This is a genomic window from Erythrobacter sp. SG61-1L, assembly GCF_001305965.1.
Taxonomy (GTDB): Bacteria; Pseudomonadota; Alphaproteobacteria; order Sphingomonadales; family Sphingomonadaceae; genus Andeanibacterium.
The window spans coordinates 1,911,487-1,936,707 of record NZ_JXQC01000003.1 but is presented as its reverse complement, the minus strand read 5'-3'; the positions used below and the strand labels follow the sequence as shown (position 1 = coordinate 1,936,707).

General features: G+C 63.5%; 19 protein-coding genes. 11 read left to right on the top strand and 8 right to left on the bottom strand.

Features of this window, described 5'->3' with window-relative positions; all coding sequences use genetic code 11:
• Positions 1 to 88: 88 nt before the first annotated feature.
• Positions 89 to 1,300 (bottom strand): PepSY-associated TM helix domain-containing protein, encoded by a 1,212-nt coding sequence (locus SZ64_RS09735; protein WP_054530646.1) that lies wholly within the window; start codon positions 1,298 to 1,300, stop codon positions 89 to 91.
• Positions 1,301 to 1,316: 16 nt separating this feature from the next.
• On the bottom strand, positions 1,317 to 3,263 hold the full coding sequence (locus SZ64_RS09730; protein ID WP_162225101.1) for a TonB-dependent receptor: 1,947 nt from the start codon (positions 3,261 to 3,263) through the stop codon (positions 1,317 to 1,319).
• Between the two features lie 337 nt (positions 3,264 to 3,600).
• Between SZ64_RS09730 and SZ64_RS09725 the strand changes: the two genes are divergently transcribed.
• Positions 3,601 to 4,179: a cytochrome c gene (locus SZ64_RS09725; RefSeq protein WP_054530644.1), complete on the top strand. Its 579-nt coding sequence runs from the start codon at positions 3,601 to 3,603 to the stop codon at positions 4,177 to 4,179.
• Between the two features lie 12 nt (positions 4,180 to 4,191).
• Here the strand turns inward: SZ64_RS09725 and SZ64_RS09720 are convergent, their stop codons facing one another.
• The 6 genes from SZ64_RS09720 to SZ64_RS09695 all read right to left on the bottom strand — a co-directional run bounded on the left by SZ64_RS09720 (position 4,192) and on the right by SZ64_RS09695 (position 11,002).
• Positions 4,192 to 4,995, bottom strand: a complete 804-nt coding sequence (locus SZ64_RS09720) for a lipid II flippase Amj family protein (RefSeq protein ID WP_054530643.1) — start codon at positions 4,993 to 4,995, stop codon at positions 4,192 to 4,194.
• A gap of 42 nt (positions 4,996 to 5,037) precedes the next feature.
• Positions 5,038 to 5,817 carry a sulfite exporter TauE/SafE family protein gene (locus tag SZ64_RS09715; protein WP_054530642.1) on the bottom strand — a complete coding sequence of 260 codons (780 nt, stop codon included), beginning with the start codon at positions 5,815 to 5,817 and terminating at the stop codon, positions 5,038 to 5,040.
• A gap of 32 nt (positions 5,818 to 5,849) precedes the next feature.
• On the bottom strand, positions 5,850 to 8,315 hold the full coding sequence (locus SZ64_RS09710; RefSeq protein ID WP_054530641.1) for a TonB-dependent receptor: 2,466 nt from the start codon (positions 8,313 to 8,315) through the stop codon (positions 5,850 to 5,852).
• Positions 8,316 to 8,424: 109 nt separating this feature from the next.
• Positions 8,425 to 8,616, bottom strand: a complete 192-nt coding sequence (locus SZ64_RS09705; RefSeq protein ID WP_054530640.1) for a YezD family protein — start codon at positions 8,614 to 8,616, stop codon at positions 8,425 to 8,427.
• 109 nt (positions 8,617 to 8,725) lie between these two features.
• Positions 8,726 to 9,184: an Rrf2 family transcriptional regulator gene (locus SZ64_RS09700; RefSeq protein WP_054530639.1), complete on the bottom strand. Its 459-nt coding sequence runs from the start codon at positions 9,182 to 9,184 to the stop codon at positions 8,726 to 8,728.
• A gap of 72 nt (positions 9,185 to 9,256) precedes the next feature.
• Complete coding sequence (locus SZ64_RS09695; RefSeq protein WP_054530638.1) at positions 9,257 to 11,002, bottom strand: SLC13 family permease; 1,746 nt, start codon at positions 11,000 to 11,002, stop codon at positions 9,257 to 9,259.
• Positions 11,003 to 11,140: 138 nt separating this feature from the next.
• On the opposite strand from SZ64_RS09695, the gene SZ64_RS09690 reads away from it, so the two are divergent.
• The 10 genes from SZ64_RS09690 to cobA all read left to right on the top strand — a co-directional run bounded on the left by SZ64_RS09690 (position 11,141) and on the right by cobA (position 25,216).
• Entirely contained in the window at positions 11,141 to 11,716 is a 576-nt protein-coding gene (locus SZ64_RS09690; protein WP_054530637.1) for an ANTAR domain-containing protein, read from the top strand.
• Between the two features lie 19 nt (positions 11,717 to 11,735).
• A complete protein-coding gene (locus SZ64_RS09685) occupies positions 11,736 to 12,944 on the top strand; it encodes an ABC transporter substrate-binding protein (protein WP_054530636.1) in 1,209 nt (402 codons plus the stop codon).
• Between the two features lie 218 nt (positions 12,945 to 13,162).
• The gene (locus SZ64_RS09680; protein WP_054530635.1) at positions 13,163 to 14,590 is read left to right on the top strand and encodes a CmpA/NrtA family ABC transporter substrate-binding protein; all 1,428 of its coding nucleotides are present in this window, start codon (positions 13,163 to 13,165) and stop codon (positions 14,588 to 14,590) included.
• 40 nt (positions 14,591 to 14,630) lie between these two features.
• The gene (locus tag SZ64_RS09675; RefSeq protein WP_082384512.1) at positions 14,631 to 15,698 is read left to right on the top strand and encodes an ABC transporter permease; all 1,068 of its coding nucleotides are present in this window, start codon (positions 14,631 to 14,633) and stop codon (positions 15,696 to 15,698) included.
• 14 nt (positions 15,699 to 15,712) lie between these two features.
• Positions 15,713 to 17,398, top strand: a complete 1,686-nt coding sequence (locus SZ64_RS09670) for a nitrate ABC transporter ATP-binding protein (protein WP_054530634.1) — start codon at positions 15,713 to 15,715, stop codon at positions 17,396 to 17,398.
• A 148-nt stretch (positions 17,399 to 17,546) separates the two neighbouring features.
• Positions 17,547 to 18,764, top strand: a complete 1,218-nt coding sequence (locus tag SZ64_RS09665; protein ID WP_054530633.1) for an alginate export family protein — start codon at positions 17,547 to 17,549, stop codon at positions 18,762 to 18,764.
• Positions 18,765 to 18,997: 233 nt separating this feature from the next.
• Entirely contained in the window at positions 18,998 to 21,496 is a 2,499-nt protein-coding gene (gene nirB / locus SZ64_RS09660) for a nitrite reductase large subunit NirB (RefSeq protein ID WP_082384511.1), read from the top strand.
• Entirely contained in the window at positions 21,493 to 21,846 is a 354-nt protein-coding gene (gene nirD, locus SZ64_RS09655) for a nitrite reductase small subunit NirD (protein ID WP_054530631.1), read from the top strand. The genes nirB and nirD overlap by 4 nt, the downstream gene beginning before the upstream one ends.
• A 5-nt stretch (positions 21,847 to 21,851) precedes the next feature.
• A complete protein-coding gene (locus SZ64_RS09650) occupies positions 21,852 to 24,434 on the top strand; it encodes a nitrate reductase (RefSeq protein ID WP_054530630.1) in 2,583 nt (860 codons plus the stop codon).
• Positions 24,431 to 25,216, top strand: a complete 786-nt coding sequence (gene cobA / locus SZ64_RS09645; protein ID WP_054530629.1) for a uroporphyrinogen-III C-methyltransferase — start codon at positions 24,431 to 24,433, stop codon at positions 25,214 to 25,216. The genes SZ64_RS09650 and cobA overlap by 4 nt, the downstream gene beginning before the upstream one ends.
• The last annotated feature ends 5 nt before the right edge of the window (positions 25,217 to 25,221 follow it).

Sequence of the window (25,221 nt, the reverse complement as noted above, 5' to 3'; positions counted from 1 at the left end):
GCCCAAGCCCTTGGCGTCACTTGGCCAGATTGACGGCTGCCGCCACTAATCCAAGTTAATTACCGTAATTGCGCCGCGTAACACCGCGTTACACGGTGGTTTGCCTGGATTCCGGCGCTGCGCTGCGCCCCCCGGAACCACGGCGCGAACGCCTGAGCCAGACAAGCAGCCCGGCGATAGACGAAGCGGCAGTCAGCAGGCCGATCAGGCTTACGAAGATTCGGTAAGGCCAGCCGAACAGGTCCGCCGTGTGGAGCAGCCGGGTCGCCTTGTCGAATGCATCGGCGGGAGTCGTGCCGAAGGGATGGCGAAAGCCGATCTGTCTGCCGGATACTTCGTCAAACCACACCGCGGTCGATCCGCGCTCTGTCGGCCCATCGAGGCTGGTGCGCGCATAATAGCCGACCGCATGGGCATGGCTGTTGAAGCTGATCGCTTCCGGCCCGCGAATGGCAAAACCCTGCCGGACAGCTTCCTGCGCCATCAGTCGCGCGCCAACCTCCGCCGCTTCCTGCGGGCTTAGCCTCTCCCCCTGAGCAGGGGCAGAGTTCTCTGGCGGATTGTAGAGGCCGCGTGCGCCGAAGAAACGCTGCACGGGTTCATGGACATCGTCGAGATTGAAGGCGACGGCGGACCAGGCGAAGACCAGCATGACGGGCCAGATCCACAGGCCGGAAGCACGGTGGAGGTCATAGGTCAGGATGCGTGCGCCTTGCCCGCGCCGTATCTTCCAGGCTGGCGCCCAGGCGTGCAGCCGCCCCGCAACGCCGCCCGCCAACCGTCCGCGGGGCAGGCTCAGAACCAGCCCGGCAAGGCACACTGGCACCCAGATCAGCGCTGCAATGCCAAGAATGAACCGGCCCCATGGCCCTGCAGCCAGCGTGTAATGGAAGCGGACCAGAAACGGCATGATGTTGACGGCGCCGTCATCCAGATCTGCCAGATGCACGCTTGCCCGGATGGCGCCGGTGTAGGGATCGACGAACACTTCATCATAGGGAAGCGGAGGGTGGCCCTGCGGTGCGCTGACGAATACTGCCAGGGCAAGGCCGGGTGTCGGCTCCAGCTTGATGTAGCTGACCGTGCCGCCGGTCTGTTGTTCCACCCTGTGCATCAGTTCGATGCCGGAAAGCGGCTGCGCGCCGGGATGCGGCGGGGCCACTTGCCAGACATCGGCCGCGATCCGGTATCCCAGTTCGCGCTGGAACGGCAGGATCGCACCGGTCAGGCCGGTCAGCACCAGCGCCAGCGCGATAGTGAGACCTGCCCAGCGATGGACGATCAGGAGGATCGCACGCATCCTGGCTGCCCGCCGCTCAGAACTTCAGCCTTACGCCGCCATAGGCAGCGCGCGGCATGGTGCTGTAATCGGTAATCGTCTCGTATTTCTCGTCGAAGGCGTTCTCCGTGCGGGCATAGAGTTCGATCCGGTCGTCGATTGGGTAGGACAGGCGCAGGTCCACCAGTGTGTAGCTCTTCAGCAACTGGCTGTTCGCCGCATCGTTGAAGCTATCGCCCGCTATGCGGACGGATGCGGAAGTGACCAGCCTGAACGGCCATGTATAGCTGACAGTGGCGTTGAAGTTCTCGCGCGGGCGGCGCGCCAGCTTCTTGCCCAGATTGGCATCGCCCGGCGTGGTGTTGACCGCATCGAGATAAGTGAAATTGGCCGAGGCTGTCAGCGGGCCGAAATTGACGCTGGCGCCCAGTTCCACGCCCTTTGCCCGGACATTGCCGACATTGGCGTAATAGCCGGACCGGCCATCGCCGCACAGCGGTTCCGCCGGGTTGGCCGAGCAATAGGAATACTGGACCAGATTTTCCGTATCGCGATGGAAATAGACGGCGGAAAGAGAGAACTTCCCAATGCGCTGTTCCGCGCCGATGTCCCAGCTTTCGGCCTTTTCAGGCGCCAGGCCGGTATTCCCGTACTGACTGTAGAGCTGATAGAGACTTGGCGCCTTGAACCCCTGTGCCCAACTGGCGCGCAGAACTGTGTCGCCGCCATTGAGAGACCATGCGACCGATGCGCTGCCCACGGTGCTGCCGCCGAACGTGCTATGGTCTTCCTGCCGGATTCCGCCGGTCAGGGTCAGCCCCTTGGCTACTTCGCCCTGAACCTGGCCGTAAATGCCCGTGGTGCTGTCCTGCGCGCTGATCGGTACCGGGTTGGGCTTTGCGACAGTGGGCGATGCGGTCCGCATATCGTTTTCCGCATGTTCGATCCCGAAGACGGCGGACCAGCCCTTCGTGATGTCCAGCGTACCCTGATATTCGAAACGGTCGGTCTTGCCCGCAGCGTCGAAGGTGATGGGCTGAGGCTTGCGCGCTTCCGAACGGTCATAATTGGTGCGGGTGATGTCCGTGCGCGCAAAGGCGAAGCGGTTGTGCAGGCGGCCCAGCAGGTCGAAGCTGAAGGCGCCGTAATTCAGCCAGGTGCCGTTCTCGCCATGGACTGGGGCATCGGCGTTGAAATTGTCATATTCATTGCGACCGAATGTGTAGACGCTGCGCAGGTCCACCTCCACAGCATCGGCGATGGCGTATTTGATCCGCCCGTGCAGCGTGGTGTTTTCATAACCGTCAGGCTCGGCGCCCTTGGCATAGGCCGAAACGCCGCCTGATGACACGAAGCTGCCGCCCACGCGCCATGTCAGGCCGCCATCCTTGCCGCCCAGCCCCGCGCGGGCGAGGTAGGTGTCCAGTTCTCCCGCTTCTGCCTGAAAGTCGGCCTCGAACGGCTTTTTCGGTTCGCGGCTGATGATGTTGATTACCCCGCCGATTGCCTGGCTGCCCCACAGGGTGGACTGCGCGCCGCGCAGCACTTCGATACGGCCGATGTCGCCCACCATCACGTCTGCCAGAGTGGCGCCGCCATCGGTGGTGGACGGATCGTGCAGGCGAACGCCGTCGAACAGCACCACGGTCTGGCCGGTTTCGGCGCCGCGTACATAGAGGCTGGTGGATTTGCCCGGCCCGCCATTACGGCTGAACTGGACGCCGGGCGTCTGTGACAGCAGTTCGGTGACGCCCACGGCCTGACTGGCCTCGATGGCCTTGATGTCCAGCACGGTCATGCTCTGGCCCACCTGATCCAGCCGCATGGGCGCCCGGTTGGCGGTGACGACGATTGTGGCTTCTTCCGTCTCGCCTTCCTCACCGGCGACACCTGCCGTCTGGCTGTGGGCCGTTGCGGGGAACAGCAGCGCGATCAGGCCAAGCGGAGCCAGCATGGCCGTGCGGCCGCGTATGGTATTTCTCATGATTTCCCCCATGTTCGGATGGTCCGGCCTGTTCCCGGCCGGATTGACATTGACGCAGTTAGGCCGCGGGGGAGGGGCAACAAGTTAATTACGGTAATGTAACTGCGCATTGCCCGTTACATAAGGAATTGCGCCATTTGTATCTCGGATACGCGTCATGTTGGACTTTTGGGGCCTCACCTTAAGATTGACTTTGTCTGGAATATTCGGGGGCAAAGACTGCCTCGTCAGGGCGATGTTACGTCGCCGTAACGGTAAATTACTTCCGCCGGGCCTGTCATTCGTCCAGCAGCTTGGCCCTTGGGCCAACAGACGCCCGGAGAGATGAGGAATGCCCATGAAATTGCGCCTTGCCAGCCTGCTTGTGCTGGTCACTTTCGCTGCCGGCTGTTCCAGCCAGGAGCCGGCCGCTGAAGAATCGGGGGCTCTCGACAAGACCGTCCACGAAATGATGATCGAGCGGATCGACCCCGATGCGGACGCCATCTGGGAGATCGGCAATGCCGCGATCGACGATCAGGCCTCGATCGATCCAGCGCTGATGGATGACAAGACCTGGACTGCGCTGGCGGAAGCTTCCGCCCGGATGGCGGGCCATGCAACGGACCTTTCCAAACTCGACCCGCTTAAGGTCACTCGTCCGGGCGTGAAGATCGCGGATGAAGGCACAGAAGGCGCGCCGACGCCTGACCAGATCCAGGCCCATATGGACCGGGACGCCGATGTGTTCCGGGCACTGGCGGAATCGCTGGCCAGTCATTCGACCGATCTGGCAGCGGCGGCCAAGGCGCATGATGCCGTTGCCGCTGGCAAGCTGATCAACGAAATGGATGGCGTGTGCGAGGCCTGCCATCTGGAGTTCTGGTATCCGGAGCAGAAGGCCATCATCGAGCAGATGGGCCTGCTGCCGAAATAAACTCCGGCCCTGTCAGACGTAGTTGGAAATCCACGCCACCGCATGGGCAGCGGGCAGGAACAGCGCTTGTGCCAGCACTGTCCCGGCCAGGCGGCTGGCGGAAATCCAAACGATCACGCGGCGGAACACGGCATCGCTCACCCGGCCTTCCGCCGCATCGTCGGTGATGACGGACAGGTGCGGGTCAATGAATGCGAAGAGCAGGATCGTGGCGAAGCCATTGATCACGGATGAAAGCTGCGATGCAGTGACCCGATATTCCGGATTCAGATAGCCCGCATAGATCGAGGCGAAGACACCCACCGCCAGAATGGCCTGCGCCAGGCAATTGGCAATCACGATGCCCCAGCCCAGTTCCTGAGGCTTGGAAAACAGGCGGATATTGGCCGTGCGGGGCAGGGCGAGCGAATGCCACATGACCCTGAGGCCCGATGGCGAGGCGCTGTTGAGTAGCAGGCGGCCGACTGAACGGGATTTCTGCAGATGGACTATGGCAGCGGAAAAGGCCCGCTGCGCGCTGGGCACCAGCAATATGCCCAGCAACACTGCCACGCTGGCAGAGGCGAGCATCAGGTGGAAGTCGCCCGCAAGCCCCTTGTCGCCGCCGCCCGCGATGGCGGTTTCGATCCGCTTGGCGACCAGCGGGCCGAGCAGGCCATTGGACAGGCGCGAGACAAGGATCAGGATGTTGAACAGCGCGAAGCTCATCGCGATCCGCCGCGTGCGCACGCCGGCAATGCGGGCTGCATAGGCCAGCGCACCGATGAGGTTGATTACCCCGGTCAGCACGCAGATCGCGATGAGCTGAACGTCCATTCCCGCTTCCCCCACGCCTTTGTCCGATCCTTGAAGCCAGCCTTAAAAGATCGGCCAGGCCTTGATGATGCTGAACAGACTTGTGGCGATCAGCACGACCGATACGGCAGCAAGCAGGAACCGGGGATTGAGCCTTTTGGCGAAGATCGCCCCGAAGGGTGCTGCTGCCACGCCGCCGATGATCAGGCCGATCACCGCATGGGTAAAGGCCGAAAATCCCAGCGTGCCGAGGAAAGTGATCGAGATGGTCAGCGTAAGCAGGAACTCCGCCGAATTGACCGTGCCCACCGTCTTGCGCGGATCGCTGCCCTGCACCAGCAGGTTGGACGTGACCACCGGCCCCCAGCCGCCGCCGCCCGCCGCATCGAGGAACCCGCCGGTCAGCGCGAGGGGCGCCGTAGCCTTCGGGTCCTTGAAATGCGGATCGGGATCGTGGCGCACGGCCTTGTACAGCAGGTAGAAGCCGACAATCGTGAGATAGGCCATGACGAAGGGCTTGGCCGCGCTGGCATCGATGCTGGAGAGCAGATAGGCCCCCGATACGCCGCCCACGATCCCTGCGGGCACCAGCCGCCAGAACAGCTTCCAGTCGACATTGCGATGCAAGATATGGCTGGCGCCCGATGCCCCGGTTGTGAAGACTTCCACCAGATGGACGCTGGCCGATGCCGTGGCGGGCGGAACGCCCAGCACGGCCACCAGCATCGTTTGGGTCAGCACGCCGAAGGCCATGCCCAGCGCTCCGTCCACAAGCTGGGCGACGAAGCCTACCGCAATGAAGGGCAGGATGTCGGTCAGGCCGATCGCCGAGAAATCAAACATGAGGTCGTCCTCTCTGTTTCAGGCGGGCACGATCAGAATTCGATCCTGATCGTGCCGCCCCAAGTGCGCGGATCGCCGAGGCTGCCGGCGATCAGGCCGGTATTGCTCGGCCCGAAATTGAGCTGTTCGAAATAGTTCACGTCAAAGGCGTTGCGCACCCAGCCGTAGATGTTCAGCCCGCTGTCCGTGCGGAAGCCGAGGCGGAAATTGGTGAGCGCGTAGCCATCGATCCAGGTGTAGATGGAGGGAGACGGGTTGGACGAGAATTCCGAACGGTAGCTTCCGTCAACGCCAAGATAGACCTCGCCTTCCTTGCCCAACAGCCTGGCCGGCAGATTGGCATCCGCACCATAGGAGAACGCCCATTTGGAAACGCCCGGCAGCACTTGCCCGGAAACGTCGCAATTGGGCTGGCTGTTCCCGCCCGGCACACCCGGGGTAGTGTTGTAAGGCGCACCGCCGCTGCCGGCACCGGCCAGTTCGGGCGGGCACGGCGCATCGGTGAATTTCACATAGGTCGCATCGGTATAGGCGCCGTTGACATAGGCGTTGAAGCGGGCGCTGGGCCGGACGTTGAAATCCAGTTCGACACCCTGCGTCCGGACCTTTTCAGCATTGGCCAGATAGCCGCGCAGCACGCCGAACTGGCCATTGCTGACATTGGCCTGGAAATCGTCGATCGAAGTACGGAACGCGGCGAGGTTCAGCGTGATCTTGCGATCCCAGAACTGCGATTTGATGCCCGCTTCCCAGTGGTTCACCGATTCCGGCTTGATCGTATAGGCCGCCTCGATCGGGTTGTTGCTGGCATCCACGGGCACGCCGTTCTGGTTGATGCCGCCCGTCTTGAAGGTCTTGGCGTAGGTGGCATAGGCCAGCACGTCATTCGCCAGTTCGTAGCTCAGCGTCAGATCGTAGCTGAAGTTCCAGTCGCTGAAGCTCGGCTCGTAGAACAGCGGGGCATAGATGCTTCGCTGGGCCCGCTGCTTGGTTGTGCCGCCCGTGGCGGGCAGCAGATTGCCCTGGCCGTCATACACCTCGCGTTCGTAATGGCCTTCCTTCTTGTCGTAATTCAGGCGCAGGCCGGGCTGGATGGTCAGGCGGTCGGTTACCTTCCAGTCAAGCTGGCCGAACAGGGCGAGGCTGGTCGCCTTGAGCCATTGTGTGTTGTAGGCCGTCAGTCCTTCCAGCACGCTGGGGTCGCTGGCCAGCGCATCGTATTGCCCGCCGGTCAGGTTCCAGTAGCTCGCATCGGCGCCTTGCTGTTCGGTGCCCTGTGTGTCGATCCGCTGGTGGAAGGCGAAGGCGCCGAGCACGATGTTCACATCGTCGCTAGAGTGGTTGAAGCGGAATTCCTGCGAATATTGATCCTGCTGCGAGGGATTCTGCGATTTGCTGACGATTGCCAGGCCGGTGTAGTCGCGGTCATTCTCGGGCTTCCAGTCCCAGAAACGCCACGAGGTGATCGAGCTGAAGCTGTTGTGGTCGTCAATGTCCCAGGACAGGCGCAGTGAGGCACCGCCGGTCTTGTTGCCCGCATTCAGGCTGGCATCGAGGTCGGTCAGGCGATCGAACGGGTTCGTGCTGGCCGGGACGTAACCGACGCCAGCGGCCAGAGCCGGAAACTGGCGGTTCGTTGCCCGTTGGGTGGGGCCATAGCCGACATAGACGGTGCCGCAGCAATCCGGGTCCTGCGAACTGAAATCGCCTGACAGGGTGATGTCGAGTGTATCGGTCGGGCGGAACAGCAATTGGCCGCGCACGCCCAGATTGTCCTGCGAATTGATCCAGTCGCCCGAGGTTACGTTGTAGATCGTGCCCCGGCGGCTGGTGGAAGACACGGCGATGCGAGCCGCGATATTGTCCGACAGTGGGCCGGAAACGGCCACCTTGGCCTGCTTCAGATTGAGATCGCCCAGAGTGACTTCTGCATTGCCTTCGAAATCGAAGGTCGGCTGGTTGGTGCGGATGTTGATTGCGCCTGCCGTGGTGTTCTTGCCGTAAAGCGTGCCCTGCGGGCCGCGCAGCACTTCCACCTGAGACACGTCGAGGAAGTCGAACACGGCGGATGCGGGGCGGGAATAATAGACGTCGTCCACATAGATGCCCACGCCCTGCTCGAACCCGTCATTGGTCAGGCCAAAGGGCACGCCGATGCCGCGGATGTTCACCGAAGTGTTGCGCGGGTTGGAGGAATAGACCTGCAGCGTGGGGGCAAGCTGCTGCAGCTTCTGAATGTTGAAGGCGCCGGTTTCGTTGATTGTGCGCCCGTCCAGAGTGGCGATTGCGATCGGCACATCCTGTGCGGCCTCCGCGCGGCGGCGGGCCGTGATGATGATCACGTTTTCGGGATAGCCGCCATCCTGCTCGACACTGTCAGCAGCAGTGGAGGCCGCGGCGGGGAGATCGGCCGTTTCCGCATGGGCGGGAAGGGCGATCAGCGCACCGGCGGCGGCGCCAGCGAGCAGGCCGGCACGGGAAATTGCGCGAGAGATCATGTGTTTCCTCCTGTTGGATCCACGATGCCTCCGGCGGTCCGGTTGGCCGTGCTTATTGGTTTGATTTTGGGTGTCGGGTTTCAGCCGGAAAGGCGCAGGCTTGCGGGCTTCAGCTCCGCACGAGCCTGCGTTTTTCCGTCACGTCGATCTGCACGACGCGGCCTTCATGGACAGTGATCGCCACACTGCCGAAGCGCAGGCGGGCCAGTGCCTCGCGGACGCCGGCAAGGCTTTCTTCCAGCAGAGACTGGGCGTCGGATGCCGGATCGGCATCAGGCTGGATGCTGGCATTCGAAGTCATGTCAGGGCTCCGTTCAGTTGGGGGGCGAGTGCCTTGCGCACTCGCCATCCCGCGTTGCCCCATAATGTCTATCTAATTAGTAGGGATTAGCAAGGCCGATTTTATCGCCTCATCCTGCTTGCCGCACTTCGTGGCCCGGTTCGAAGCCATAGGGGCTGTTGCGCAGGGCATCGGCAATCGTGCGTGCGTCCAGCACCTGGCGGCTTGCGTCATAGGCCCGGCCGAACTCTCGCCTGATCTCGCAGGCGGCCTCGCTCACGCAATCCTCACAGCGGCGATAGGCATTGCGCGACAGGCAGGGCAGGGGCGCCAGCGGCCCTTCGAACAGGCGCAGGACTTCCCCGAAACTGATAGTATCTGCCGGCCGAAGCATCACATATCCGCCACTTTTGCCGCGGCGGCTGTCCAGAATGCCGGCCTTCTTCAAGTCCAGCAGGATCTGTTCCAGGAACTTGTGGGGGATGGAATGGGTCCGCGCGATCTCCGCACTGGTGAGGGCAGACCCTTCAGGTTCCGCCGCAATGGCGAGCAGGGCGCGGAAGGCATATTTGGCCTTGTTGGAAATCATCGAAACTGCCCTTGCTGCTTTCCCTAGCGGATTAGTCGGTATTTAGGCCGCAATACGAATTCTATCAACCCTTCAGCCTTGCAGCAGCCAGCCCAGGACGGGAATCGCGGCGAGCAGGCAGACTGCCAGCAGTGGCGCACCGAATCGAACGAAGTCCCGGAAGCGGTATCCGGCCGCGCCCATTACCACCGTGTTATTGTGGTGGCCGAAGGGGGTGAGGAAGTCCAGCGAGGCGCCCACTGCCACGGCCATCAGCAGCGGCTCCACCGGAACGCCCGTGCGCGCCGCCAGCCCCGCCGCGATGGGGCTGAGGACGATGGCGGTGGAGACGTTGTCGATGAAGGGCGTGATGACGACGGAAAGCAGCAGGATCGTTGCTGCCACCACCAGGGGGGAAAACGCCGGCAGATGCTCGGCAATGGCATTGGCGATCACGGCCGCGGCGCCTGTATCCTCAACCGCCAGCCCCAGTGGGATCATGCAGGCCAGCAGGATGACACTGGACCAGTTGATGTCCTGCAGGGCGGATCGCAGGTTCAGGCTGCCGAGCGCGGCGAGCGCCAGCACCACTGCACCGAAGGCGATCTCCGCCGGGACAAGATTGAAGGCCGTCGCCAATATCCCCGCAGCGAAGATTGCCACGCTGGTGGCCGCGTTGCTCCGTGGCGAGACGGGACGGCGCCCTGAAAGCGGCAGCAGGGCACAATCGGCCAGCGCCTCGCGGATCGCATCGCGCCGACCGTTGAGCACCACTACGTCGCCCATGCCGATCTGCAGCTCGGCAAAGCGCCCTTCCACCCGGTGGCGGCGGCTGGCGAGGGCAGTCACCCGCACGCCGTGTTCGGCAAAGGCCAGCACTTCGCCCAGCCGCGATCCCACTGTGAGGCTTTCGGGCATGACGAGGGCTTCCACCCGGTCTTCCTGCCCGACGGTTGCATCGCCACCCGCCGGGGTGAGTGTACCTTCTCCTGTCAGCCAGTCGAACGTCGCCATGCTGCCTTCGGCCAACAGTATGTCACCCGCGGCAAGGACGATGTCCGCGCGCCGGGCAAAGACATGGGCGCCGTTGCGGACCACACCATGGATCGTCAGATCATGGCTGACCTCCGCATCGGGCAGTGCCATTCCGGAAAGGGCCGATCCTGCGGGAACCGCGAATTCACCCAGAAAATCGGTCGGCCCGGAATCGAACGGCGCGGCGGCCGGTTCGAGGTTACGGAAATAACGCGGCGCGGCGATCAGCAGCCACACAAGCCCGGCCAATGCCACCGGGCCGCCCAGCAGTGCCAGCCCGAAATAGCCCATGCCGTGCCCGGTTTCCTGCACTACCCATTGATTGACGATCAGATTGGCTGGTGTGCCGGTGAGCGAACAGGTGCCGCCCAGGAGAGTGGCGAAAGACAGCGGCATGAGCATCCGCCCCGGCGCGATGTTCAGCCGCGCGCAGACGGAAAGCGTCACCGGGAACATCAGCGCCAATGCGCCGATATTGTTCATGAAGATCGAAACGAAGGCCCCCGTGCCGCACAGGATCGCCAGCACCGCCACGGGGTTGACCGTGCGGGCGAGGATCTTGCGCGCGAAATCGTCCACCGCCCGGCTGGACGACAGGGCAGAGACGATCAGCAGCACTTCGATCACGGTGATGACGGCAGGCGTCGCGAAACCGCTGAATATCTCGCGTGCGGGCACCACGCCGAAAGCGAAGCCTGCAGCGAGGCCGGCCATCGCCACCAGCTCTATCCGGATGCGCTCCGTGGCATAGGCAGCCAGCATCAGCAGCAGAATGCCGACAATCGCCAACTGCGCGAGATTCATGCTGTTCCCCGATGAAATATGCCGCCTGTCTAGCGGCGAAATCGCATCGCGTCATGGGCAAGTGTTGGCGGGGTGGGGGAATGCCTTTTTCGGCGACCCGTCTTGCCAGCGCAATTGTGCGCTGCAATATCGGGGGCAATGAGGATTGCCATCGTCGACGAGCGCACTGCGCGCGCCTCGGTCATCGAGGAAGGGCTGTCCCAGCTCGACGGCTGCGAAATCTACGTGCTTGGCGAGCGCAAGGGCCTTCTTGCCCGGATCGAGGAAATCGCGCCCGACATCGTGCTGATCGACCTCGGCAACCCTTCGCGCGACGTGCTGGAGGAATATTTCGCAGTCAGCCGTGCGCTGGCCCGGCCTATCGCGATGTTCGTGGACGAGGCGGACGACCAGGCTATCGGCGCCTCCATCGATGCGGGCGTTTCCGCCTATGTCGTGGATGGGCTGCATGCCAACCGTATCCGGTCCGTGGTCGATCTGGCGGTCAAGCGCTTTGCCGCCTTTGCCCGGCTGCAGGCAGACCTTGCCGAGGCCAAGGGCAAGCTGGCCGAACGCGAGACGGTCGACCGGGCCAAGCGCATCCTGATGGACGGCAAGGGCATCAGCGAGCCGGAGGCCTATGCCGAACTGCGCCGTAAGGCGATGCAATCGAGCCGCCGCATCGTGGATATCGCCGAAGCGGTGGTCACCGCGCATGAGCTGATGGGGAAATGACCGGGATGGAGGACGAGCAATGAGCGAAAAGCTGACCATCGGCTTCCTGCCGCTCGTCGATGCGTGCCTGCCGATCCTGGCGCGTGAGCATGGCTTTGCCGAAGAGGAAGGGCTGGCGCTCGACTTCGTGCGCGATGTGTCTTGGGCCACTGTGCTGGACCGGCTGCTCTATGGCCACAGCGATGCCGCCCATATGCTGGCACCGCTGGCGATTGCCACCACTCTGGGCCGTAATCGCCCGCCTCAGCCGCTTTCTGCCCCCTTTGTGCTGGGCCTCAACGGCAATGCCGTGACCCTGTCCAACGAGCTGGCCACGCGGCTTTCCCCGGGCAGCGCCCTCGGCGATCCGCGCGTTATGGGCGCCTTGCTGGCGCAGGAAGTGCGCCAGTTCGCGGAAGAGGGGGAGAAGCTGCGCTTCGGCGTGGTCCACCGTTATTCCAGCCACAGTTACATGCTGCGTTACTGGCTTGCCGCCTGCGGAATCCGGCCAGACCGGGATGTGGAGATCGTCACCATCCCGCCGCCCTTCATGGCCGATGCACTGGCCAGCGGAGAAGTGCACGGCGCCTGTGTGGGCGAGCCATGGAACAGCGTCTGCGTGGAACGCGGCGTGGGCACGATTGTGCTGGCCACTGCCCAGATCTGGCGGCGCGGCGTGGAAAAGGTGCTGGCCCTTCGGCAGCCGGTGCTGGAAGATCGGCGTCCGGCCATCGAGGCGCTGATCCGCGCCATGCGCAAGGCGGGCCAGCACTTCGTGGAGCCGGAAAATCTGGAAGCCAATGCGGCAATTCTGGCCCGGCCCGAATATCTGGACGGCGATGCCGGGCTGATCATGCGTTCCATCTCGGATCGGCTGGTGCTGAAGAAGGGCGGGGCGCCCGTCCATTATTCCGATTTCATGTTCCAGTATCGCGAGGCGGCGAACTTCCCCTGGGTCAGCCAGGCGGGCTGGCTCTATTCGCAAATGGTCCGCTGGGATGGACTCGATTATTCGCCGAAGGATGCCGAAGCGGCGGCGCGGGTGTTCCGTCCGGACGTCTATCGCAGTGCACTGATGGGCACGGGCGACGTTCTTCCGGGGGCCAGTTCCAAGGTAGAAGGCAGCCTGCGCGGCCCCACTTCCGTGACCGCTCAGCAGGGCGCCATGGTGCTGACACAGAACAGTTTTTTCGATGGCGGCATCTTCGATCCCGACGACATCCCCGGCTACCTGGCCCGGCTGCCCTGATCGGCAATTTCATGCTGCATCGCAAAAATCGCTTTACGCCGCTCGGGCGAATCGGTTAGTCATTCGCTTGTCCGGACGGTCATCCGATGGGGGATGGTCCACTCAAGGCCGGACGAAATTCAACATTGCGTGGCAACGTCGCCGCCCGATCCGCTCCCGTTCCGGAGCTGAATCGTGGCGGCTTTTTTGCGTTGTTCGCATAGCGACGGGTGGTGCGAATGGCCGGGTTCGAAGGAAGCAAGTTCAATCGCCGCAGCGTGATCGTGGCCCTGCTGGCCAGCGCGGCACTGGCCGGGTGCGGGTCCAGTGGCGGCAGCAAGAGCGGCGCAGATGTGGGTGCCGCACCTGCGGCGAACGGCGCGGTTGAAAAGCCCAGCCTGAAACTGGGCTTCATCAAGCTGACCGATATGGCCCCGCTGGCCATTGCCAAGGAAAAGGGCTTCTTCACCGAAGAGGGGCTGAACGTCTCGCTGGAGCCGCAGGCCAACTGGAAGGTTTTGCTGGACGGCGTGATTGGCGGGCAACTGGACGGCGCCCATATGCTGGCGGGCCAGCCGATTGCCGCAACCATCGGCTATGGCACCAAAGCTGATCTGATCGCTCCGCTCAGCCTTGATCTCAACGGCAATGCCATCACCCTGTCCAACAAGGTGTGGAACCAGATCAAGCCCGGCCTGCCCAAGTGGCCGGACGGCAAGGTGGCCCATCCGATTTCCGCGGCTGCGCTCAAGCCGGTGGTTGATGGCTTCAAGAAGCAGGGCAAGCCCTTCACCATGGGCATGGTCTTTCCGGTCAGCACTCACAATTACGAATTGCGCTATTGGCTGGCGGCAGGCGGGCTCAATCCCGGTTTCTACACGCCGGGCGATGTTGGCGGCACGGTGGGAGCGGATGTGAAGCTTTCCGTCACGCCCCCGCCGCAGATGCCCGCCACGCTGGAGGCCGGGACCATCGAAGGCTATTGCGTGGGTGAGCCGTGGAACCAGGCTGCCGTGCAGAAGAAGATCGGCGTGCCGGTGATCACGGACGATCAGATCTGGCACGACAATCCCGAAAAGGTCTTCGGTCTGCGCAAGGATTTCGCGGATAAATATCCCGCCACTACCGCCGCCCTGCTGCGCGCGATCATCAAGGCCCAGCAATGGCTGGATGCCGATGGTGGGGCGAACCGGGCAGAAGCGGTCAAGATCCTGTCCCAGCCCAATTATGTCGGCGCCGATGCCAAGGTGATTGCGGCCAGCATGACCGGCCAGTTCACTTTCGAACCAGGCGATACTCGCCCGGCGCCGGGCTTCAATATCTTCTTCGACAAGTTCGCGGGCTACCCGTTCTATTCCGATGCCATCTGGTATCTCACCCAGATGCGCCGCTGGGGCCAGATCGATCAGGACAGGGCCGATCAGTGGTATTTCGACACTGCCAAGGCCGTCTATCGCCCGGACCTCTATCTCGCGGCGGCCAACTCGCTGGTTGAAAAGGGCACTATTCCGGCGGGCAGCGTGCCGAAGACGGATGGGTTCCGCGATCCGCAGAGCGGCTTCATCGATGGCATCACTTACGATGGCCGCCAGCCCAATGCTTACCTCGCCAAGTTCAGCATCGGCCTGAAGCAGGGCCAGAAGGTGACCGCCGCCGGTGTCCGCTGACACTGGGCACGCTGGCGACACAGGATTGAAGGAGTACGATATGGCTACCCTTTATGCCGAACCGGATGAGGCTGAACCGATGGAACCGACAAGCCCCGCCACGCAGCCAGTGGCCTCAGCCGCAACTGCGCCAACGCCGCCTGCCACAAGGCACGAAGCAGCCAGCCGTGCCGGGCCGGTTCTGGGCAAGCTGGGAAGCTGGTCACGGGATCTGATCTGGCCGCTGATCGGTATTGCTGCGTTCCTTGGCCTGTGGGCCGGGCTGGCGCCGCAGGTCCAGACTTCGCTCGGATCATTGCCGGGGCCGGTGGAAGTGGCCGGGCAGGGCGTTGCCCTCTATGAGGAATGGAGCGCGGCGCGCACTGCCGAGGCTGATTTCTACGCCCGGCAGGATGCGGCCAATGCAGCAGCCGTAGCGGCGGGCAATCCGGGCGCAGTGCAGGATTTCGATTACGCCGGGCCGCCGACCTTCCCCGATCAGGTGCTGACCTCGCTTGAGACGGTGGCGCTGGGCTTTGTCCTTGCGACATTGGCGGCGGTGCCCATCGGCCTCGTCTGCGGCCTGTCGAAGCGAGTCAATGCGGCGATCAATCCGCTGGTGCAGATCATGAAGCCGGTCAGCCCGCTGGCCTGGCTGCCGATCGTCACCATGGTGATTTCGGCCATGATCACCAGCCCCGATCCGGCGCTGCCCAAGGCCTTCGTGATCTCGGCATTGGTGGTGATGTTGTGCTCGCTCTGGCCGACGTTGATCAACACTGCCATCGGCACGGCCAGCATCGACAAGGATTTGCTGAATGTGGGGCGCGTGCTGCGGCTGGGCTGGTTCGCCAAGCTGACCCGCCTCGTTTTGCCCAGCGCGCTGCCCTATATCTTCACCGGCATGCGCCTTTCGCTGGGTGTGGGCTGGATGGTGCTGATCGCGGCGGAAATGCTCGCGCAGAACCCCGGCCTCGGCAAGTTCGTATGGGACGAGTTCCAGAACGGCAGTTCGCAGAGCCTTGCCCGGATCATGTTTGCGGTGATCGTAATCGGCTTCATCGGCTTCGCGCTCGACCGGGCGATGATGGGTCTCCAGTCGCTCGCCAATCGCAGCCACGCAGCCTGACAGGGAGGGTAAGCATGACCGACCAGCCGATCCTGTCCCTCCGGGGCCTTGCCAAGAGCTACACCGGCAAGTCCGGCGCAGTCACCGAAGTTCTGGCGGGTGTCGATCTCGATGTCGCCGAAGGGGAATTCGTCGCGATCCTGGGCTTTTCCGGGGCAGGCAAGACCACGCTGATCTCCGCCATTGCCGGGCTGGTAGAGCCGGATGCGGGCGAAATCCTGCTGCGCGGGAAGCCGATTAAGGGGCCGGATAAGGACAGGGGCCTTGTGTTCCAGTCCTATTCCCTGTTCCCTTGGCTGACTGTGGAGGCCAATGTCGCGCTGGCGGTGGACGCGGTCCATAAAGATAGAAGCAAAGCCGAGCGCGCCGCTCTGGTGAAGCAGAAGGTCGAACTGGTCGGCCTCGCCCACGCCGTGCAGCGCAAGCCAGCCCAGCTTTCCGGCGGGATGCGCCAGCGCGTGGCCGTGGCGCGAGCGCTGGCGATGGAGCCGGAAATCCTCCTGCTGGACGAGCCGCTCTCCGCTCTGGACGCGCTCACACGCGCTAAATTGCAGGATGAGATCGAACGCATCCGCAAGGAAGAAAAGCGCACCATCATCCTCGTGACCAACGATGTCGACGAGGCCCTGCTACTGGCCGACCGCGTCGCGGTGCTCACCCCCGCACCTGCGGCGCGGATCGGCCAGACCTTTACCGTCAGCATCCCGCGCCCGCGCGACCGGGAGGCGATGAACGAGGATGCCGCCTTCCAGCACTTGCGCAAGCAGATCGTCGATTATCTCGGAGTGTTGAATTCCGGTCCGGCAAGCGGTGGGGATAGCAGCGTCCCGCTGCCCAACGTCACTCCGCTGGACCTTGCTCCGCCGCCACAAGCCTATCGCGAGGCGGCGCAGAGCGCGGTGGAGAACCGCTATCTCGAATTCTTCAAGCTACGGAAGGTCTATCCCACGCCCACTGGCCCGCTGACCGTGGTGGAGGATTTCGACCTGCTGATGGACAAGGGCGAGTTCGTTTCGCTGATCGGCCATTCGGGCTGCGGCAAGTCCACCGTGCTGACCATGGCGGCGGGCCTCAATGCGATCAGCGGCGGGGGCATCGTGCTCGACAATCGCGAGATCGACATTGCCGGGCCGGACAAGGCTGTGGTGTTTCAGGCGCCCAGCCTGATGCCCTGGCTCACCGCGCGGCAGAATGTCGCGCTGGGGGTGGAACGGGTCTATCCCCACGCGTCCAAGGGTGAGCGGCGGGACATCGTCGATTACTATCTCGACCGCGTGGGGCTGGGCGATGCGAAGGAGAAACTCGCCGCCGAAATGTCCAATGGCATGCGCCAGCGCGTGGGCATTGCACGTGCCTTTGCCCTCAGCCCGCGCCTGCTGCTGCTCGACGAGCCTTTCGGCATGCTCGACAGCCTGACCCGGTGGGATTTGCAGGACGTGCTGGTGGAAGTGTGGAACCGCACCAAGGTGACCGCGATCATGGTGACCCACGATGTGGACGAGGCGATCCTGCTGGCCGACCGCGTAGTGATGATGACCAATGGCCCCAATGCCACCATCGGCAAGGTGCTGAAGGTCGATCTGCCGCGCCCGCGCGACCGCAAGGCGCTGCTGGAAGATCCGAAGTTCTATCAATACCGGCAGGAAGTGCTTCATTTCCTGTCCGAATATGATCACGGGCCTGCCGCAAAGGCGGCCTGACGCGCCATCGGGAGAGAGGGGAGGCGGCAAGGGCGCTTGCTTCCCGGCGTAGGGAAATCGGGGCGGCCATGGGTGGGCCGCCCGAACACCGGCGGGCAACGGCGCTCGCCTCTCAAGCAGGCCTTACGGGCCGCACAGGGAGGTATAGATGCGCTTCAAGTTCCTTTTGCTCGCCGCAATTTCCACCGCAGCAATTGCCACGCCCGCCTGGGCGGCACCAGGCGATCCGATCGCGCTGGGCGACGGCGTCACGCTCGATCCGATCCTCGATGCCAATCTGCGTTACGAACATGTCGCACAGGATGGGGTCGCAAATGATGCGGATGCAGTGACAATCCGCCTGCGGCTCGGCGCGGAACTCAAGGCGGCAGGCTTTTCCCTTCTGGCGGAAGGTGAAGGAACGGGCGCCATTGCGGATAATTACAACGACACGCTGCCAGGCAACGGCGCGGAACCATATCCCACTGTGGCAGACCCGGAGAATATCGAACTCAACCGCCTGCAGGTCGCTTACGCGGGCAAGGGGTTCGGCATTACGGTGGGCCGGCAGCGCATCGTGCAGGATAACGCACGCTTCGTGGGCAATGTCGGCTGGCGCCAGAACGAGCAGACTTTCGATGCCGTGCGGGCGCAGGCCACTCTGGGGCCAGTGAAGCTGGATGCGGCCTATGCCATTTCGCAACGTACGATCTTCGGCACGGACAGCCCGAACGAGCATTTCGACGGCGATCTGGTGCTGCTCAATGCCGCGGCGGACATCAAGCCGGTGAAGCTGGGTGCCTTTGCCTATCTGATCGATTACGACACGCGGCTGGCCTTCAGCAGCCAGACCTATGGCTTGCGCGCGGCTGCCGGGTTCAAGCTGAGCGGCGGCGTCAGCCTGGATATTGCGGGCACCTTTGCCACTCAGTCCGACCTTGGCGGCAATCCCACGCCCTACACGGCCGAATATTACAATGTCGAAGCCGGGCTGGGACTGAAGGGCTTCACGCTCAAGGCCGGTTACGAGGAACTGGGCAGTGATGGGGGTGTGGCAGCTTTCCAGACGCCTTTGGCGACGCTCCACGCCTTCAATGGCTGGGCGGATCTGTTCCTGACCACCCCGGCCGCGGGGCTGCGGGATTACTCCATTGGCGCGAGCTACAAATTTGCGAAGGTAAAGGCGCTGCCCGGCCTCAATGCCGCCGTGACCTGGCACAGTTTCGAGAGCGATTTCGGCGGGGCGAATTACGGCAGCGAATGGGATGCGTCGCTGGGCTTCAAGCTGGGCAAGGTGGGCCTGATGGCAAAATATGCCAGCTATAATGCGGACGGCTTCGGTGCCGATACGGACAGGATGTGGCTGCAGGCCACCTATTCGATGTGACTGCTTGCGCCCGGCGGGATGCTGCACTGCAAAAAATTCTTGCCGGGCGCCGTTTTTGTGAGTTAGACATTGTTTGAAACGGAATCGCGCCGCCCAAGGAAGGGCGAACCAGCGCAATCGTTTCAAACTCAACATAGCGTGGCAACGGTGCCGCCAGTCTTGTCCTTCGGGGCGCGACCTGGCGGCTTTTTTGCGTGCGCTTTTGGCCCCGGGCGGGCTGGAGGACCGGAAGAGTGAACGCACCGCAGAATTTCGACAGGGGAGGACGCGAGAGGCTGGTCGTGATCGGCAACGGCATGGCCGGATGCCGTGCGGTCGAGGAACTGCTCGCCCGCGATCCCGAAGGCTTCGAGATCACGATCTTCGGCGCCGAGCCGAGAGTGAACTACAACCGGATCATGCTCTCACCGGTTCTTGCGGGCGAGAAGCAGTTCGAGGACATCGTGATCAATTCCGCGGAATGGTACGCGGATAATGGGATCACGCTGGTATCCGGCGATCCGGTGGAACGGATCGACCGCGAAACGCAGACGGTAATCGCCGCTTCGGGCCGCAGCGAACCCTATGACCGGCTGATCGTTGCCACCGGGTCCGATCCGTTCATCATTCCGGTGCCGGGCAAGGACTTGCCGGGCGTCGTTACCTTCCGCGATCTGGACGATGTGGAGAAGATGCTGGCCGCCGCAGATGCAGGCGGGCCGGATGGAAAGGCAGGACGGGCAGTCGTGATCGGCGGTGGCCTTCTGGGGCTGGAGGCAGCGCATGGCCTCTCGCTCCGCGGCATGAAGGTCACCGTCGTTCACCTGATGCCCACCCTGATGGAGCGCCAGCTGGACGAGGCGGCGGGCTGGCTGCTGAAAGAGGAACTGGAACGCCGCGGCCAGACGATCCTGACCGGCGCGGATACGGAATCGATCCTCGAAGCTGACGGACATGTCGCCGGTATCCGCCTGAAGGACGGGCGGGAAATTCCGGCCGAGCTGGTGGTGATGGCCGTGGGCATCCGGCCCAGCACCACGCTGGCGAAATTGGCCGGGATCGAAGTCGAACGCGGTATCGTGGTGGACGATCACATGGTCACTTCCGACCCTGCGATCATGGCCGTGGGTGAATGCGTGCAACATCGCGGCACTTGCTACGGCCTCGTCGCTCCCCTGTGGGACATGTGCCGTTCTCTGGCAGATTTCCTTGTAAATCAGCCGACTGGCTATGCTGGATCGGTAACCTCAACTAAACTTAAGGTATCCGGAATCGACCTGTTTTCGGCCGGGGACTTCTCCGGCAGCGACGGCAGCGAGGACATCGTGATGCGCGACGCCGCGCGCGGGGTCTACAAAAGGGTAGTGGTGCGCGACAGCCGCGTGATCGGCGCCGTGCTCTATGGCGATACGGGCGATGGCAGCTGGTATTTCGACCTGCTGAAGAAGGGCGAGGACATTTCCGATATCCGCGAGGCGCTGATCTTCGGACAGGCCTTTGCGATGGGGGGCGCCCTAGCGGACCCTAACGCCGCCGTTGCCGCCCTTTCGGACGATGCAGAAATCTGCGGCTGCAATGGCGTTTCCAAGGGGCAGGTCGTCGCCTGTATCGCGGGTGGGGCACACAGCCTCGATGCGGTCCGTTCCGGCTGCAAGGCCTCGGCCAGCTGCGGCAGCTGCACCGGGCTGGTGGAAAGCCTGCTGGCGCTGACGCTGGGCGGGGATGTGAAGTCCGGTCCGAAGACGATGTGCAAATGCACCAGCTTCACTCATGACGATGTGCGCCGCCTGATCCTGGAGAAGGAACTTCGGGCGATCCCGCAAGTGATGCAGGAACTGCACTGGACCACGCCCGATGGCTGCGCTTCATGCCGCCCGGCGCTGAACTATTATCTGCTTTGCGCATGGCCCGGCGAATATGAGGACGATCAGAAGAGCCGTTTCGTCAATGAACGGCTCCACGCCAATATCCAGAAGGACGGCACTTATTCCGTCGTGCCCCGTATGTGGGGCGGGCTGACCAACCCCAAAGAACTGCGGGCCATTGCCGATGCCGCCGAGAAATATGGCGCACGCACGGTGAAGGTCACGGGCGGACAGCGGATTGACCTGTTCGGCATCCACAAGGAAGATCTGCCCGCGATCTGGGCCGATCTCAACGCGGCGGGGATGGTCTCCGGCCATGCTTACGGCAAGGCCCTGCGCACGGTGAAGACCTGTGTGGGCAGCGAATGGTGCCGCTTCGGCACGCAGGATTCCACCGGGCTGGGAGTTAAGATCGAGCAGGCGACCTGGGGCAGTTGGATGCCGCATAAATTCAAGATCGCGGTCAGCGGTTGCCCGCGCAATTGCGCCGAGGCGACGATCAAGGATTTCGGCGTGATCTGCGTCGATAGCGGATACGAACTCCATGTCGGCGGCAATGGCGGCATCCATTTGCGCGGAACGGACCTTTTGACCAAGGTTGAGACGGAAGAGCAGGCGATGGAGATGTGCGCCGCCTTCATCCAGTTTTACCGCGAAGACGCGCATTATCTGGAGCGGACCGCCTCCTGGATTGAGCGGGTGGGTATCGAGAGCGTGCGTTTGCGGCTCGCCGATCCGGAAGAGGTCCGCAAGCTCGCCGCGCGGTTCCGCATTTCCCAGAAATATTCCCAACACGATCCCTGGGCGGAGCGGGCGCGCGGTAAGCGTGCCGACCTCCACGCTCATATCGCCCAGGTTCGCCCCTTGCAGATGGAGCCCGCCCAATGATCGGAAAATGGCTGGATATCGGCCCGGTCACCCAGATCGAGCCCGGCACCGCCCGCACTCTGCCGGTGGATGGCGGCGAGGAGATCGCGGTGTTCCGCACCATGACGGGCGATTGTTACGCTCTGGTCAACAAGTGCCCGCACAAACAGGGGCCGCTCAGCCAGGGCATCGTCCATGGCGCGGTGGTGACCTGTCCCCTCCATAATTGGAATATCTCGCTCAAGACGGGGGAAGCACTGGGGGACGACAAGGGCTGCGTGCCCACCATCCCGTTGAAAGTCGATGCGGGGCGGATGTTCCTGCTGCGCGAGGCCGTAATGGGACATGCCTCCGGGGCGAAGGCGGCCTGAGCGGGATGGGCGCGATCCGCACCACCTGCCCCTATTGCGGCGTGGGTTGCGGCATCGCCGCCCGCGTGGGTGATGGGCGCAAAGTCACCATTAAAGGGGATGCGGACCATCCGGCCAATCGTGGCGCGCTCTGTTCCAAGGGAACCCATCTGGCCGAAACGGTTGGGTTGGAGGGGCGCCTGCTTCATCCGATGATCGGGGATCGCCGGGCCACTTGGGACGAGGCGCTGGGCGAAGTTGCCGGGCGGTTGAAGGCGGTGATCGAGGAACACGGGCCGGACAGCGTGGCGTTCTATGTCTCCGGGCAATTGCTGACCGAGGATTATTACGTCGCCAACAAGCTGATGAAGGGCTTCATCGGCAGCGCCAATATCGACACCAATTCCCGCCTTTGCATGGCAAGCGCCGTTGCCGCGCATAATCGTGCCTTCGGCGAGGACGTAGTGCCCAGTTCCTATGACGATCTGGACAAGGCGGACCTGATCCTGCTGGTCGGATCGAACACCGCATGGTGCCATCCGGTAATCTGGCAGCGGATCGAAAAGGCGCGCCAGCAACGCGGCACGAAGCTGGTCGTGATCGACCCCCGCCGCACGGAGACGGCAGAGCGTGCAGACCTGCACATCGCCATATCCCCAGACGGAGACGCATCGCTTTTCAATGCCTTGCTCGCCGATTTGGCCATGCGGGGTAAGCTTGATCGCCGCTTCCTCGCGGATCGTTGTGCAGTGCCGGAAGGCTTCTGGGAAGGACTGGGCGGCGGTAATCCGACCGGAGGTATCGCCCCGGCGCAGTTCGTGGCTCTGGCAGACCTCGTTGCTGGCAATCCGCGCATGGTCACCCTGTTCAGCCAGGGCGTGAACCAGTCGGTGGGCGGAACCGACAAGGGCAATGCCATCATCAATCTCCACCTTGCCACCGGTCGCATCGGCAAGCCGGGGGCAGGGCCATTCAGCATCACCGGCCAGCCTAACGCGATGGGCGGGCGTGAAGTGGGTGGACTGGCCAATATGCTGGCCTGCCATCTGGGCTTTTCCGAAGCCGAGCGCCGCGATGTCCAATGGTTCTGGCAGGCGCCTGCGCTTTGTTCAGAACCGGGGCTGAAGGCGGTAGACCTGTTCCGCGCCGTGCATGATGGGCAGATCAAATTCCTCTGGGTCATGGCCACCAATCCGGCCGTCTCCATGCCCGATGCAGGCTTCGTGCGCGAGGCACTGGCGCGCTGCCCCACCGTGGTCGTTTCCGACGCGATCGCGGATACCGATACGGCTCGCTTCGCCCATATCTGCCTGCCCGCGCTTGGCTGGGGGGAGAAGGACGGCACTGTCACCAATTCGGAACGCCGCATCAGCCGCCAGCGCCCGCTCTTCGCTGCGCCAGAAGAGGCGCGGGCGGATTGGCGGATTGTGTGCGACGTGGCGGCTCGGCTCGGCCATGCCGATGCCTTCGACTATGCCCATCCGGCGGCGATCTTCCGCGAATATGCCGCCATGACGGCGATTTCGCGCAAGCATGGCAAGCTGTTGGACCTCACCCGCTGGTCCGATGCGACGAGGATGCAATATGGCGCAATGGAGCCGTTCCAGTGGGGCGGGCGCCATCCCTTCGAAAGCGGCTTCCCCACACCGGACGGGAAAGCCCGGCTGATAGTGGCGGCGCCTGTTACGGCGGCTCAGGCCGATGACTCATGGCCTCTGCGCCTCAATACCGGGCGCTATCGCGACCAGTGGCACACCATGACCCGAACTGGACTCAGCGCGAAACTGTCGCTCCATCGGCGCGAGCCGCTGCTGGAAATCCATCCGGTGGATGCGGCCCGGTTTGGGGTGGCGGATGGCGGGTTGGCCCGTGTCGAGACGCCCCAAGGGGATAGCACCTATCGGGTTGCTTTCAGCGAGGGGCAGGCGCCAGGCCAGATATTCGTGCCGATGCACTGGACGGATACGATGGCCGGATCAGGCCGCACTGGCAGGCTGGTTCATGCCCGGGTTGATCCGGTCTCGGGCCAGCCGGGCTTCAAGGATGGGCCAGCGCGGGTGGAGGCAGTTCAGCCAGACTGGCGGGCCTTCCTGCTCACGCGCGATCCGGTGACCCTTCCGGCGCCCTATTGGGTCCGTGCGCGTGTGAAGGATGGTTGGCTGACCGAGCTTGCCGGGCACGGCACTGCCGATCTCGGTGGGCTTCTGCCCGAAGGCAATCGCTGCGAGGCGGCAGACCTGACCCGGGGAATGCAGCGCATGGTGGTGCTGGACGATGCAGGCGCCCTTCTGGCGGCGCTGTTCGTTACTCGCAGCGGCGAACTGCCTCCGCGTGACTGGCTGGAACGGCAATTGGGCCAGAGTGGCGCCAATGTGGCGGAATTGCTGGCCGGACGCCCTGCTGCACCGATGGACGACAAGGGCCCGACGGTCTGCATCTGCAACGATGTGGGTGAACAGGCAGTGTTCCGGGCAATTGCCGATGGTGCTTCCAGCGTCGCGCAGGTGGGAAGCTGCACCGGCGCGGGCACGAATTGCGGTTCGTGCCGGCCCGCGATTGCCCGCCTGCTGGAAGAAGCCCGCTCGGCCATGAAGGAGGCTGCCCAATGACTGAATTCGAACAAGGCAGTGTCTGGCTGGTGGGGGCGGGGCCGGGCGATCCGGACCTGTTGACGCGAAAGGCGGAGCGGCTGCTTCGGGAGGCAAGTATCGTCTTCTTCGATGCTCTGGTGGGGCAGGGTGTTCTCGACCTGATCCCGCGCGACACCCGGCGCGTCGCCGTGGGCAAGCGGTCCGGGCGCCATTCGAAAGACCAGAAGACGATCGACGCGCTGATCGTCGAAGCGGCGCTGGCCGGGGAGAGGGTGGTCCGGCTGAAGGGCGGCGATCCGACAATCTTCGCCCGGGCGGCGGAGGAAATGCTGGCCTGCCGCGTACATGGCATTCCGGTCCGCATCTGCCCCGGCATTACCGCAGCCAGCGCCGCAGCGGCCGATCTGGGCATTTCGCTGACTTTGCGGGGCATGGCACGCAAGCTCGTGTTCGTGACTGCCCATTCCCGTGCCGGGGAAGCGCTAGATCTCGATTGGGCAGGCCTTGCCGATCCGCAGGCGACTCTGGCGATTTACATGGGCAAGGCCGCCGCGAAGGAAGTGTCCGCTCGGCTGATCGCGGCGGGCATGCCCGGCGATACGCCGGTCACGCTGGTGGAAAATGCCAGCCTGCCACAGGGGCGCAGCCTGTCCACCAGGCTCGACCTCTTGCCGCTTGCCGCGGGCACCGGGCTGGGCGACGGCCCGGCCCTGATTCTTGTAGGTCAGGCAGTCGCCGGTAGCAGGGAGATTGGTTCCAGGATGCCAGCGGAAGCCGGCCTCGTTCCCGCAGCATTGTGAGTGGG

Bases quoted from the DNA above. Each gene is read 5' to 3' on its own strand.
- SZ64_RS09735 (WP_054530646.1), bottom strand. From the start codon at position 1,300: ATGCGTGCGATCCTCCTGATCGTCCATCGCTGGGCAGGTCTCACTATC.
- SZ64_RS09730 (WP_162225101.1), bottom strand. From the start codon at position 3,263: ATGAGAAATACCATACGCGGCCGCACGGCCATGCTGGCTCCGCTTGGC.
- SZ64_RS09725 (WP_054530644.1), top strand. From the start codon at position 3,601: ATGAAATTGCGCCTTGCCAGCCTGCTTGTGCTGGTCACTTTCGCTGCC.
- SZ64_RS09720 (WP_054530643.1), bottom strand. From the start codon at position 4,995: ATGGACGTTCAGCTCATCGCGATCTGCGTGCTGACCGGGGTAATCAAC.
- SZ64_RS09715 (WP_054530642.1), bottom strand. From the start codon at position 5,817: ATGTTTGATTTCTCGGCGATCGGCCTGACCGACATCCTGCCCTTCATT.
- SZ64_RS09710 (WP_054530641.1), bottom strand. From the start codon at position 8,315: ATGATCTCTCGCGCAATTTCCCGTGCCGGCCTGCTCGCTGGCGCCGCC.
- SZ64_RS09705 (WP_054530640.1), bottom strand. From the start codon at position 8,616: ATGACTTCGAATGCCAGCATCCAGCCTGATGCCGATCCGGCATCCGAC.
- SZ64_RS09700 (WP_054530639.1), bottom strand. From the start codon at position 9,184: ATGATTTCCAACAAGGCCAAATATGCCTTCCGCGCCCTGCTCGCCATT.
- SZ64_RS09695 (WP_054530638.1), bottom strand. From the start codon at position 11,002: ATGAATCTCGCGCAGTTGGCGATTGTCGGCATTCTGCTGCTGATGCTG.
- SZ64_RS09690 (WP_054530637.1), top strand. From the start codon at position 11,141: ATGAGGATTGCCATCGTCGACGAGCGCACTGCGCGCGCCTCGGTCATC.
- SZ64_RS09685 (WP_054530636.1), top strand. From the start codon at position 11,736: ATGAGCGAAAAGCTGACCATCGGCTTCCTGCCGCTCGTCGATGCGTGC.
- SZ64_RS09680 (WP_054530635.1), top strand. From the start codon at position 13,163: ATGGCCGGGTTCGAAGGAAGCAAGTTCAATCGCCGCAGCGTGATCGTG.
- SZ64_RS09675 (WP_082384512.1), top strand. From the start codon at position 14,631: ATGGCTACCCTTTATGCCGAACCGGATGAGGCTGAACCGATGGAACCG.
- SZ64_RS09670 (WP_054530634.1), top strand. From the start codon at position 15,713: ATGACCGACCAGCCGATCCTGTCCCTCCGGGGCCTTGCCAAGAGCTAC.
- SZ64_RS09665 (WP_054530633.1), top strand. From the start codon at position 17,547: ATGCGCTTCAAGTTCCTTTTGCTCGCCGCAATTTCCACCGCAGCAATT.
- nirD (WP_054530631.1), top strand. From the start codon at position 21,493: ATGATCGGAAAATGGCTGGATATCGGCCCGGTCACCCAGATCGAGCCC.
- SZ64_RS09650 (WP_054530630.1), top strand. From the start codon at position 21,852: ATGGGCGCGATCCGCACCACCTGCCCCTATTGCGGCGTGGGTTGCGGC.
- cobA (WP_054530629.1), top strand. From the start codon at position 24,431: ATGACTGAATTCGAACAAGGCAGTGTCTGGCTGGTGGGGGCGGGGCCG.